Origin of the sequence: Bdellovibrio sp. KM01, assembly GCF_013752535.1 — a bacterium.
Lineage (GTDB): Bacteria > Bdellovibrionota > Bdellovibrionia > Bdellovibrionales > Bdellovibrionaceae > Bdellovibrio.
This window is the reverse complement of record NZ_CP058348.1, coordinates 3,075,532-3,087,381: the sequence shown is the minus strand read 5'-3', so window position 1 is coordinate 3,087,381 and position 11,850 is coordinate 3,075,532. Positions and strand designations below refer to the sequence as shown.

General features: G+C 45.8%; 10 protein-coding genes. 6 read left to right on the top strand and 4 right to left on the bottom strand.

Annotated features, from left to right (window positions below):
* The first annotated feature begins 79 nt into the window (after positions 1-79).
* Together HW988_RS14910 and HW988_RS14905 are read left to right on the top strand one after the other, a co-directional pair.
* Positions 80-1,240: a hypothetical protein gene (locus HW988_RS14910; protein ID WP_181604999.1), complete on the top strand. Its 1,161-nt coding sequence runs from the start codon at positions 80-82 to the stop codon at positions 1,238-1,240.
* Between the two features lie 192 nt (positions 1,241-1,432).
* Positions 1,433-1,909, top strand: a complete 477-nt coding sequence (locus HW988_RS14905) for a hypothetical protein (protein WP_181604998.1) — start codon at positions 1,433-1,435, stop codon at positions 1,907-1,909.
* A 58-nt stretch (positions 1,910-1,967) separates the two neighbouring features.
* Here HW988_RS14905 and HW988_RS14900 read toward each other — a convergent pair whose 3' ends face one another.
* Positions 1,968-2,714, bottom strand: a complete 747-nt coding sequence (locus HW988_RS14900; protein WP_181604997.1) for an ABC transporter substrate-binding protein — start codon at positions 2,712-2,714, stop codon at positions 1,968-1,970.
* A gap of 134 nt (positions 2,715-2,848) precedes the next feature.
* Between HW988_RS14900 and HW988_RS14895 the strand changes: the two genes are divergently transcribed.
* Complete coding sequence (locus HW988_RS14895; protein WP_370468131.1) at positions 2,849-3,916, top strand: linear amide C-N hydrolase; 1,068 nt, start codon at positions 2,849-2,851, stop codon at positions 3,914-3,916.
* Between the two features lie 44 nt (positions 3,917-3,960).
* Here the strand turns inward: HW988_RS14895 and HW988_RS14890 are convergent, their stop codons facing one another.
* Positions 3,961-5,676 carry an ABC transporter ATP-binding protein gene (locus HW988_RS14890; protein WP_181604996.1) on the bottom strand — a complete coding sequence of 572 codons (1,716 nt, stop codon included), beginning with the start codon at positions 5,674-5,676 and terminating at the stop codon, positions 3,961-3,963.
* A 320-nt stretch (positions 5,677-5,996) separates the two neighbouring features.
* Here HW988_RS14890 and HW988_RS14885 point away from each other — a divergent pair, with 320 nt between their 5' ends.
* A complete protein-coding gene (locus HW988_RS14885; protein WP_181604995.1) occupies positions 5,997-6,674 on the top strand; it encodes a YkgJ family cysteine cluster protein in 678 nt (225 codons plus the stop codon).
* 2 nt (positions 6,675-6,676) lie between these two features.
* Here HW988_RS14885 and HW988_RS14880 read toward each other — a convergent pair whose 3' ends face one another.
* Positions 6,677-7,579 carry a LysR family transcriptional regulator gene (locus HW988_RS14880; protein WP_181604994.1) on the bottom strand — a complete coding sequence of 301 codons (903 nt, stop codon included), beginning with the start codon at positions 7,577-7,579 and terminating at the stop codon, positions 6,677-6,679.
* Positions 7,580-7,703: 124 nt separating this feature from the next.
* Between HW988_RS14880 and HW988_RS14875 the strand changes: the two genes are divergently transcribed.
* Together HW988_RS14875 and HW988_RS14870 are read left to right on the top strand one after the other, a co-directional pair.
* Positions 7,704-8,624: an alpha/beta fold hydrolase gene (locus HW988_RS14875; protein WP_181604993.1), complete on the top strand. Its 921-nt coding sequence runs from the start codon at positions 7,704-7,706 to the stop codon at positions 8,622-8,624.
* A gap of 119 nt (positions 8,625-8,743) precedes the next feature.
* The gene (locus HW988_RS14870) at positions 8,744-9,514 is read left to right on the top strand and encodes an MBL fold metallo-hydrolase (RefSeq protein ID WP_181604992.1); all 771 of its coding nucleotides are present in this window, start codon (positions 8,744-8,746) and stop codon (positions 9,512-9,514) included.
* A 75-nt stretch (positions 9,515-9,589) separates the two neighbouring features.
* Here the strand turns inward: HW988_RS14870 and HW988_RS14865 are convergent, their stop codons facing one another.
* Positions 9,590-11,662, bottom strand: coding sequence for a peroxidase family protein (locus HW988_RS14865; RefSeq protein ID WP_181604991.1), 2,073 nt, complete (start codon positions 11,660-11,662; stop codon positions 9,590-9,592).
* Positions 11,663-11,850 lie beyond the last annotated feature (188 nt).

Genomic DNA, 11,850 nt, shown 5'->3' with positions numbered 1-11,850 from the left:
GTCAGTTTTCTCTACGGTGACTTCAAAATAAACCGAGGAGTAGTTGGCCCATGTGTTGCTGTTAAGTAAGGGGGATGGGGTGAAAATGCCTAAATATCAATTATTCGGAATCATCATTGTATCTGCGGTTTCAGTTGTCTCATTTCAGAACTGTTCACAGGCAAACTTCTCTCAGGCTCCTGTGAATGCGGCTTCATCGACCTCTGACGGTTCAAATACCCCTGACAGTGCGACGTACGATGGCTTAAAGGCCAACGACATCACATTAGCAACCAATGTGGGGGTGACACTGAATATTTCCACAGCGAGCATTCTGGCGGCCAATTCAGGCAGCTCTTTAAAAGTACAAAGTGTGGGCACACCAAGCCTAGGTACGTTGACAGCGAAAGCGACCAGCTATGACTACGTTTCAAGTGTGACGGGCACGGCAACCATGTCTTATACGATTGTCGACGGTCAGAATAATGTGGCCAGCGCTAAGATCACTATCAAGGTTGTTGATAGCTCCATTGCGACCGCTCCTTTCTATGGCTGTAACACGGATGGAAATCTATATAGTTTAGATCCACAAACCGGCACTGTTTTAAAAACAGTTAAGATGACTTACAACGGAGCTAAGCTTGAGTGTACCGACATGGTTATCAGCAGCTCGGGTGAGTTGTATGCCAAAGACAATGAGGAATCTGTGGGTAGCAATGCTTATAAAGTAGATGCTACGACTGGTGTCGCGACATTGTATCAACGAAACCTGGTGACCCGTGGCGATCGCGCGGTAGGTTTGACTCTTTTAGCTGATGGAAAACTAATTACATCGGAAGAGCACAATCCAGGTACGTCGTCGCAAACCAACAGTCTGATCGCTATTGCCGCTGATGGTGTTAAGACGACGGTGATTCCAGCGAGCGCCGGTTATACAATGTATGGTGGTGACGTAAAACTCCTTCCAGACGGATACTTGTATTGGACAATCACAAATGCCACATCCACGTTGTGTAAGAATGCAGGAGCGGGTGGCAACCAAGGTATTCTAAGAATTGACCCGGTTTCCAAAGCGACTAAAGAAGTAGCTTGTATGGACAAGAAAAACATCTTTGGCTTGGGCTTTGCCTCAAAGGCTCTGTATGGATTCAGTGAGCAGGGGAATCTGGTCCGAGTGGATGTAAATACAGGAAAAACCACCCTGGTGAAGGCGACCGGACTGGTCTTTATCGGAGCCGCCGCGAATCCAATCCTGTGGTAGTTTACAAATAGAATCATAAAAAAGCCTGATGTGAATCAGGCTTTTTTAACTTTTGTGCTGTCGAAAATTCAGCCCCCTTCGGTATCTTTTTCAATCGGAATATTACAAATCTGATTTATAAAACATTGCATTGAGAATTTCCCTGAAGTTGGGCATTTTGCCCGCATTCAGATCAATCAAATGGAGATTCTAATGAAAAAAATCGTATTGTCTATCGTGGCCCTTTTGGTAGGCCAAACAGCTTCAGCAGCCATCACTCAAAACTCTTCTTGGGAAGAGATCCTGGCTGCGAAAGCACCCTACGTAGTTCACGCACCAGCAGTTTATATGGGCCGTGCTATTGCTTATACCTTCGTATGCCGCGACGGTGATACTCTGCGCACTAAAGCACCCGTTGATATCGTAGTTACTCATATGGATGGTAACCGCAAAGCAACTTTTGAAACTGTTCGTTCAGAAGTTCTTTCCACACCGATCAACTTTGTTCAAAAAGAAGATTTCTGCGATAGTACTGAATCCAGAACTCTTTGCTACCCTGTTGAATACACAGGAACATACCCAATGACTGTGGAAATCAAAGTGGGTCGCAAATTGAACAAGGGTCGCGAGACTCACCTTTTCACAAAGTCTTATACAGTTCCTGACTGTGACAACGTGAACGTTCAGTAGTTCAGATAATATCCAGAACTTAAAAAGGACTCAGAACGAGTCCTTTTTTTATTTCAGCTTAGTCAAAATACGTACTGCCGTATTTCTCAAACAACTGCTCCATTTTTCCGGACCGTTTTACTTCGTCGATTGCATGATCCAGATCTTTTTTACTGACCTTGCCCTGGCGACTGATTGAGCAGGAGATGGGATAGTCTTTTAAAAACATCGCCTGACGGTTTTTAACGATGTCAGGATTTTCCATTCGAAAATAGTCTAAAAACAGCTGATCAGTCACGACATAGCTGATACGATTATGCAGCAGTTTTTTTAAATTGGCTTCTTCGCTGGTATTGTCATCCCTGATGATTTTCTTGGAAGCGAAATATGGGTCCAATCGCGGGTAGACGTACTGAAGCATAGTGCCGATGGTTTTTCCCTTCAGTCCCTCAACCGTTTTAGGCATGGGGCTGGGCCCAACCACGATTTCACGTTTTAAGAAAAGAGTTTTTGAAAAGTCGAGGTTTGACTGATTGCTGGCCCACAGAGTGCTGGTATAGCAAAGGACATCTGTTTGGCCTTTTAAAAGGTAGCTATCCAGACGATATCGTGTAACCACGCTGAAGGTGGTTCTTCGTTTCATCACCTCAGCCAAGGCCCTGACGTAGTCCACGACCAGGCCTTCAATTTTCCCCTTTTTCTCGATTAAAAGTGGCGGCGCCAGGCCCGCAGGAATCGCAGTGCGAATTTCATTCTTGTCAGTGGATGCCGCCTTGACTGCAACACTGGCAAAGATCAAAAAGAATAAAGGAAAAACGTGTTTCATCTGTACCCATAATCTAGTCCAAATTTATCTAAAGCGCCATGTTTTGGGAAAGACCTATGTGAATTCACCGGGTCGTGTTGCATCTGGGAGTTCGGCTTTTTAAACTGATCAGGAAAGAAAAATGGGGGTGATTGATGAATAGGCGTTCAATGCTGTGCTTGTTAAGTTGCCTTATGTTTTGGCAAACAGCTTATCCCTGCACGCGCTTTCTGTGGGACACTAAAAAGCAAGATGTCATTGTAGGTAGAAACATGGATTGGTTCGAGGATATTGGCTCCAATATGTGGCTTTTACCTCGTGGTATCGTCCGTGACGGCGGCATTGACGAAAATTCGCTAAGGTGGACATCCAAATACGGCAGCGTCATTGTGACTGCCTATGATATCGGGACGGCCGATGGTTTAAATGAAAAAGGTCTGACCGCAAATCTATTGTATTTAACTGAAAGTGATTTTGGTGAGCGTGATGAAAAGCTTCCGGGTCTGTCAGTCACTTTGTGGGCGCAGTATTATCTGGATAATTTCGAAACGGTTGCGGACGCTATGGCCGCGTTCAAGACGGATCCCTATCAAGTGCAGTCCTTTTCAATAAAGACATCGTCCGGGGAAAAATCAGGATCCGTGCATCTCGCGATCTCTGACAAAACCGGGGATTCTGCGATTATTGAATACATCAATGGGAAGCCTAAAATTTATCACGACAAAAATTTTAAGGTCATGACCAATTCTCCACCTTATGAGGAGCAACTAACGGCGCTGAAGCAGTATAAAGGTTTCGGTGGCCGCCAGGACCTGCCGGGAACTACAGCCGCTGCGGATCGCTTTGTCAGGGCTGCCTATTACGCTCAACAGCTGCCTCAGCCCACTGAATACCGTGAATCCGTGGCGGGAGTACTCAGCGTCTTAAGAAACGTCTCGCAGCCCTTTGGAACGCCAGATCCGGCCCGCCCGTATATTTCGACAACTCGGTGGAGAACGGTCGCAGATATGACCCGAGGAGTTTATTTTTACGAAAACACACTAAGTCCGAACCTGGTTTGGGTTCAAATGGATCGCCTGGAGTTTAAAAAAAATTCGCCGGTACAAAAAATCACACTGGTTAAGAACTATGATTTAGTAGGAGATATCTCGGGATATTTTAAGCCGATGAAGGCATTTGAATTTCAGAAGATGACGCCGGATAAGCCCGTGAGTCAGAGATAAAAAGGCATAAAAAAGGGGACTTGAGGTCCCCTTTTTTTATTTGATTACATAAGCTCTTTAGGAACGCCTTTGGGAATCGCACTCAAAAGTTTTTGAGTGTAGGCGTGTTGTGGATTCGAGTAGATGTTTTCAGCCGTGTTCATCTCCACGATCTTACCACCGTACATTACTGCCACGTCGTCAGAGATGAATTTCACAACTGACAGGTCATGGGAGATAAAGATGTACGTTAAATTCATTTCGTCTTGAAGATCCAATAGCAAGTTCAAGATTTGAGCTTGAATAGATACGTCCAAAGCAGAAACGGATTCGTCGCATACGATGAATTCAGGTTTAACCATCAACGCACGGGCGATGCTGATACGTTGTCTTTGACCGCCAGAGAACTCATGCGGGTAGCGGTTCATCACTCCTGGGGTCAAGCCTACTTTTTTCATCATGACAGCAGCCATCTCTTTGCGTTGGTTGTCGTTATCACCCAACTGATGGATTTGCATTGGTTCCATCAAGATCGCGCCAATCGTCATACGAGGATTCAAGGAGGCAAACGGATCTTGGAATACGATCTGCATTCTTTTGCGAATCGGAAGCATCTGTCTTGCAGTCAATTTCGTGATGTCTTGTCCTTCGAACAAGATTTGTCCTGCAGTGGAATCCACCAGACGCATCAACGTACGACCCAAAGTTGTTTTACCGCACCCTGATTCACCCACAAGGCCCAGTGTGCGACCTTTTTTAACGGCAAAGCTCACACCATCAACCGCTTTTGTATAACCTTGCACGCGACCCAAGAGGCCACCCGTGTGTGCAAAGTGCGTTTGCAAGTCGTTTACTTGCAGGATGATCGGGGAGTTTGTGTCAGCCAGAGTTTCTTTCACTTGAGGCAAAGTTTCAAGATTTGGTCCTGGAAGCTCTTCGCCGTTTGGTCCCATGAAATCGCTCAGAACTGGCAAACGCGCCAAGTGACTGGACAAAGAAGGGCGGCAAGCCAGCAAACCTTTCGTGTAAGGATGCTGAGGGTGCGTGAAGATTTTTTTAGAGTTGTTAGTTTCAACAACTTCACCCTTGTTCATAACGATCACTTCGTCAGCGATATCAGCTACCACGCCCAAGTCATGCGTAATGAAAAGCATGCTCATGTGAGTGCGTTGTTGGATGTCTGCCAATAGATCCAAGATTTGTTTTTGAATAGTTACGTCCAAAGCCGTTGTTGGCTCGTCACAGATCAAAACATCTGGGTTACAAGCGATCGCCATTGCGATCATGATACGTTGACGTTGACCGCCAGAGAATTTGTGAGGGTAGAAGTGCAGGCGCTCTTCAGGAGAAGGGATACCCACAAGTTTCAACAATTCCAAACCACGTACCAAAGCTTGTTCTTTCGTCAATCCTTGGTGAAGCATCAAAGTTTCAGTGATTTGGTCTGCAACTGTTAGAACCGGATTCAAAGAAGTCATCGGTTCTTGGAAAATCATGGAGATTTTTGCGCCACGGATCTCGCGCATTTTTTCTTCAGAAAGCTTCAGAAGGTCTTCGCCGTTATAGAAAATTTCGCCGTTAGTGACTTTACCAGGGTGGCCGATCAAACGCATGATCGCCAAAGACGTGATACTTTTACCAGAACCAGATTCCCCAACCAGGCCCACAGTTTTGCCTTTTGGAATATTGAAGGAGATGGTTTTTACAGCTTGAACGATACCGTCGTCAGTTTTGAATTCGACAGCAAGGTTTTTAACTTCAATGACATTGTTATTGTTCATTTTTCTTTCTTCCCGGGTACATCAATACGTTATCTGGTAAAACAATATCGGGGCGAGTCAACGACTCGCTGTCCTTCGGTGCGGGGAGGTCCCCGGCGCCGCCGTCCAGGTATAACAGATAAGCTGACAATCTGTAAGCAAGATCGTCAGCCGCGTAATTACTTAACGGTATGCGAATGGGACCGAAATTTATGAGTCTTCAGTTGGAATTCATCGGAATGCCGCGGTGCGTTTTGCCCAGTTGAGTGCAGGTATCCTCACTTTAGTCCTAATTACCAAATGTGAATTTCGCTTCTGAGGGGGCGTGATACCCTTAGATCATGATCAAAACGGCCCAACTCCGCTCGCTCCTTTCCAATTATAAAGACCTTTTGGCTGCCGATGAATTCGCCAGTTTCGAAGAGGAAGTGGAGCGTCTGCTGGTGCATTATGGGGAGATGCTGTCGGATCTTGCCCCGGGTGAAGAGCGCGGTCGCAAAGTGCATGCTCTGATTAATGAACAAGAACAGCAAAGTTCGCATATCAAAACGACGTGCCAAAAAGGTTGCGGAGCTTGCTGCCATCTGGAAGTGGAGATCACTCGTGATGACGCTATTATTTTGGCGAATTCTTTAAAGGATGGATTGGAGCTGGATGTCGCTCGCCTACGTGAACTTTCTTTGCGCGAACGTTTGGATTCCGCTTGGGCGCAGGGATGGGTCGTAAGCAATCGCTGTGTTTTCTTGGGGCCCGATAATGCCTGTCGAAATTATGAAAATCGTCCTTCGGTCTGTCGCAAACATTCTGTCGTGTCGCCGGTCATTGAATGTCAAAAATGGGGTGGGAAGCCTGTTCCGAAAGTAATGCCCATGGCGGAAATTATTATGAGTGCAGCAGCGAACCAGACGGACAATGACTTTGCTTCACTGCCTAAAATGCTTCAACGTGAGCTGGATTGCCGCCAAATTGAGGAACCCGCGTTGCCACTGCCGACGCGCCTTCCACAAGAAATTCTATAATTTTAAAACTGACGTGCTTCCTGTTGGAGGAATTCAATAATCGTGTTGAGGCGATTGTCTTCCTGTCGTTTGGCTCCGGATAGAAATGTAAAACTGACCGCCTTAAATTGTGCCGCAGGCAGTAGTTGCGCCAATTCGCCAGTGGCGAGTTCGGCTTTGACGGCAAAATGGGGAAGGATTCCCACTCCCACGCCGGATGCAACCAGGCTTTTCAGGGAGAGCACGTCGTGAACCTGGAATTTGTTTTGAACGCGGACTTCGAAGCTTTGCTTGTTCAGCTGAAACGATTTTTCCCGGGAAGGTCTGAAGACAAAGACACCCTCTTGTTGAAGCCACTCTATAATTTCTTTTTCGGATTTTTTGGGGGGAGCTAAGCTGCTTTTGCAGTAGAAACCGAATTCCGCATTGAAAAAGGGACTGCGATATAAATGGCCGGCACCGTCTGCGCCCACGCGGATTGCCAGATTGATGCGTTCTTTTTCCAGGTTCATCAATTGATCAGAAGAAATCAGGTTTAAACGCAGTTTGGGATGCAATGCTTGCAGGCGTTGAAGTGCGGGAATCAGACAGATTTGCATAAAATCCGACGGCGCAGAAATAGTAAAGGATCCGGTCAAGGCGTCTTTAAGGGAGGTCTCTTTAAGCTGAAGCTTTTGTGAAGCCGCAAAAAGAGCCTGGCAGGATTCAAAATAGACTTCTCCCTCGGGAGTCAGGCTGACGTCACGGGTGGAGCGGAACAGAAGTTTACGCCCCACGCGCTTTTCCAACGAAGACACCTTACTGCTGACCACCGATTTGGAAAGCCCCAGGTGTGTTGCTGCTGCTCGGAAGCCATGTAGGAGGGCTACGTGATAAAAAACAAGCCCTTCATTTGTCAGGTCAATGATATCCTTATTGTCCGTCATAGCGGACAGTCTGTACCAATCTTGTGGGATACTCAAATGGAAAATAGTTGGTAGATTGATATTCAACGAAGCAATTAACTTCTGAAGCGTACAAACGGTTTCAGATACAAAAAAGGAATCTCGAATGAAAAAGTTATTATTGATCACAGCTCTTCTTCTTTCCGGTTTGGCAGCCCATGCAATCGATATCCCGAAAGGATTCAAACAGGAGAAAATTGAAATCAACGGTTTTAAAATGAATGTTTATAAAGGCGGGGCAGGTTCTCCAGTGGTTTTGCTCCACGGTATGGGTGAGTCCGCATTGATGTGGGAGCCGGTGATGAAATCTCTTTCTTCGAAATACACTTTCATTGTTCCGGATCTGCGCGGGGGCGGTTTAAGTGAAGCACCAGAATCTGGCTACACCAAAGCCGCGATGGCGGATGATGTGAAGGTTCTATTGGATCACTATGGTATCGCGAAGGCAGATATCGTAGGTCATGATATTGGATTGATGGTGGCTTATGCCTTCGCTGCAAAGTACCCGCAAATGACGACTAAATTGGTGGTGATGGATGCGTTCTTGCCCGGTGTGGGACCCGGCGACGACATTTATAACAGTCCCGACATCTGGCACTTCCGTTTTTATGGTAAAGATGCTGAAGCCTTGGTCAAAGGACGTGAGAAAGCATACCTGGATCATCTTTGGACAACGTTCTCTGCAGACCCTAAAACTTTCCCGGATGCTAAAAAGAACTATTTCGCAAAACAATATGCAGCTCCAGGTCACATGAGAGCAGCGATGGAGTGGTTTAAAGCGTTTCCGCAAGATGCGAAAGACAATAAAGAACTTTCTAAAACTCAACTGACTATGCCAGTTCTTTCGATCGGTGGTGAAAAAGCAATGGGAATGCCACTGGCTGCAACAATGAAAATCGTTGCTCCTCATGCCCAAGGCGTGACTTTGAAAAATGTGGGTCACTGGTTGATGGAAGAAAGTCCCAAAGCCACGATCGAAGCTTTGGATAATTTCCTTAAAGAACCAAATCGCGTAACTGCGAACTAAATTGATTGAGCTTTTACTCTTAAGAAGATCCCTGCCACAAGCGGGGATCTTTTTGTTTACGTTGCGCCTCGAACTCGGTCGTTCTTGTGCTTCGAGGGTTAGTTTGTTAAGGTCGCTTTATGGAATTTACTTGGCTGGGTACGGCAGGTTTTATTGTGAAAGACAAACAGGGTGAAATTGCTTTCGATCCCTTCCTTTCCCGTGGAAAAGGAGAGCCTGCTCCCTTCACGGCAGCTAAGTCCTTTGCCAATACGCAGGCTATTTTTGTGGGTCACGGTCACTTTGATCACACTTTTGATATTCCTGAAATAGTTAAGAACTCTGACGCCCAAGTTTATGCACCGGGATTGACAGGGCAGATTTTGAAAATGCGTGGAGTTCCAAGTGGCCGTCTGACCAGTGCTGACAACAAAGAAACACTATTTAAATCCTTCAACATGAGAGCTTTTAAAAGTGCGCATGTGAAATTTGATATTCCGCTGGTGTTATCGACCATCAAACAGTGCAGTGTAAAAGATTGCATGCATATTTGTGGTCTGGGCTTAGGGTATCCTAAAGGTTTGGTACAGACCTATTATTTTGAAAGTGGTGGCAAGAAGTTCTTGTTCATGAGCTCTGCGGGTGCGGATAAGCGTGAGCTGGAAATGTACCGGGGATTGGAAATTGATTACTTGCTGGCGCCATTGCAAGGCCACAGCCGCATTCAGGAAATCGCTGCCAAGCAGACGTCAATTATTCGCCCGAAGGTCGTCATTCCTCATCACTGGGATGATTTTTATCCGCCGTTGACTCAGAATGTATCGGTGGAAATTTTCCGCGATAAATTGAAGCATGTTGAATTTAAAGGCGAAGTTCTGGAAATGCCTCTATTTAGCAGCGCTCAGCTCTAACATTGGATTCAAATGAGCATAAAAAAAGGAGAAGACTTTCATCTTCTCCTTTTTGGTTTTTAAGGCGTCAGGTTTTTAGTTGTGCCAAGGTTCGAAAGCTGATGTCAAACCTTTCATTTTACCTTTTAGCTCTGGCATGTGGCGACCAATGACTTTTGCAAGCGTGCCTTCGTCATCAATCCATTCCATACCAGTCGTCGTATAGTGAGCAGCATTGTAATCATCCGTAAAGAATCTATCGGCCATCAAACGACGTGAAGCCATCAAGATAAAGATTTGGAACATCGTCTCACCGAAGCCAAATTGGGCTGGACGAACTTCCTCAGCGCAAGTTCCGACAAGAAGGTCAATCAACTCAACGTTGTCGTTACCATTCGCATCGCGACCGTAGACGCTATAGAACTTGTCGCGAATCGCCAGTTGTCTTGCATCCAATGGTTTGCCAGCAGGGAAGAAGTCTGTGTACTTTTTGATTGGTTTCAAACCAATGCCTCTTCGGAACTGGTTGTAACGTGGAACGCCACGCTCGCGGTCACGCATCACATCGACAAGAGCCAAGTCCATTTTTTGGTGGCCTGGAATTTCCAGTTCTTGCATGAATTTCGGGAAGTTGTTTAGAACCAATTGACCTGGGTGCTGTACGCCGAATGAGTAATACAAATCTTTCAAGTCATGGGAAGCCATGATGCCATAGCTGTTATGGTTACGAGTATTTGGGAATGGCACAGCTTCAACTTTTTTAGGTTGCGCTAAAGTTCTGAATTCCAAGTTTTCTGGCAACAAAGAGTGCAGACGATAAACTGAAGTGAACTCTTCCGTGATGCTGAATGGAACGCCGTAGTTATTCGCTTTACCACCAACGATGCCGCCAACAACATAGCTTTCTTTAACACCTTTAAAGATGTCTGCTTTATTCATACCCGGAATAAGTTTAACAACGCGTGACCAAGTTTCCGGATTTGCAAGGCCGTACCAATTCGAATACATAGCTCTGCGCAAAACCGGATTTGGCAGGATAGCTGGAGTCCACTCTACTGTATGAATTTTTGCAAGAACTGCGGAGTTGATCAAACGTGCCGTTTGGAAAACCTGCTCGTCCATTTGCTGTTGATTCATTTGGCGAACATCTGAACCGTTTTTCCAAGTGTACATTTTTGTTTTTGCATCGTAAGTCACATGTTTGGCCATCAATCTGTTGGCGATAGCATTGTGCTCTTTGACGAAAAGAGTGTGGAGCATGCTCAAACCCACCCACCAGTTGTCACGGAACCCTGTCGCTTCGTAACCATTGTTCTGGCGATTGTTTGCAGGATTCAAAGAGTTATCTCTTGGCAAAAGTTCGCGGCCGTTAACCGTTTCTGTTTTCATTTTACCGAAATAACCTGTGCGCAGTTTAAGTTGATCTTCTTTGTTGCTGCCGTAAATTTGAGAGGCATCCCACCAGTGAGAGACGTCATTCGCGGAAACTTTATCAAAGCCATCTTTGTATTGAGCGTGAGTGCTTGAATTGTCTTTCGTTCTGTCGACAATGTGCTCAACGCCATCTGGACCTTTCACGCGATATGGATTTTCTACCTTGTTCGGACCATGTGTCAGCCAGTCGTGATTCATGAACTGGATCCAAACACCAGCGATCATATTCAAGAAAGGAACGGGTTTGAATTCGTCACGTGTGAAGAACTCCTTAGAAACCAAGGCCGGATTTGGAACCATGATTTTATTGGGAGCATCTTTGTCGATAAAGTCTGGAGAAACGTTGCGACCGAAGGCGACACCTGCGGCACCAATGTGACCGTCTTTAAGATCCGTACATGAGCCATCAGCAGATCTGAAGTTCGTGTTCGTTTTAGAACAATCTATTGGAGCGTAACCAAAGTAACCTACATGCGGGTCATGAAGATTGCCAGCCAAGAGGCTGTCACGGACTTTCTTTAGAACCAGCAAGCCAGAGATTTCATTTTTCTCGGACCACGTTGTCCAAGGAGTGTCGGCGAGAGATGAGCTTGGTGCGCGACGTTCTTCATCGGTCATTGCGGGAACAGAAGTGTCGTGAATATATTTTGCACCGGGATTAACGGGACCGTGGGTGCAAGACGATAAAACCATACTTGAACTTATCAGAACGGACAGAATACCTTTTTGATTCACGCAAACTCCTTCATTAACTTTTAACTTGTTTAAAACGCAGACCGTTTAAGGATAAGCGAAAATATTAGTGCTGCACAAGATTCTGCGAGGTCCAGACATAGGATCAGCGGTTACTATTAGTGCTCAAAAAAAGGGTCCGTGATTTTCAGATAGTCTGTGCAAACAGAAATTGATGTCTGCTACAGTAT

What these genes read in the sequence shown, in the direction of transcription:
- HW988_RS14905 (WP_181604998.1), top strand. Translation starts at nt 1,433, where the DNA reads ATGAAAAAAATCGTATTGTCTATCGTGGCCCTTTTGGTAGGCCAAACA.
- HW988_RS14900 (WP_181604997.1), bottom strand. Translation starts at nt 2,714, where the DNA reads ATGAAACACGTTTTTCCTTTATTCTTTTTGATCTTTGCCAGTGTTGCA.
- HW988_RS14895 (WP_370468131.1), top strand. Translation starts at nt 2,849, where the DNA reads ATGAATAGGCGTTCAATGCTGTGCTTGTTAAGTTGCCTTATGTTTTGG.
- HW988_RS14890 (WP_181604996.1), bottom strand. Translation starts at nt 5,676, where the DNA reads ATGAACAATAACAATGTCATTGAAGTTAAAAACCTTGCTGTCGAATTC.
- HW988_RS14885 (WP_181604995.1), top strand. Translation starts at nt 5,997, where the DNA reads ATGATCAAAACGGCCCAACTCCGCTCGCTCCTTTCCAATTATAAAGAC.
- HW988_RS14880 (WP_181604994.1), bottom strand. Translation starts at nt 7,579, where the DNA reads ATGACGGACAATAAGGATATCATTGACCTGACAAATGAAGGGCTTGTT.
- HW988_RS14875 (WP_181604993.1), top strand. Translation starts at nt 7,704, where the DNA reads ATGAAAAAGTTATTATTGATCACAGCTCTTCTTCTTTCCGGTTTGGCA.
- HW988_RS14870 (WP_181604992.1), top strand. Translation starts at nt 8,744, where the DNA reads ATGGAATTTACTTGGCTGGGTACGGCAGGTTTTATTGTGAAAGACAAA.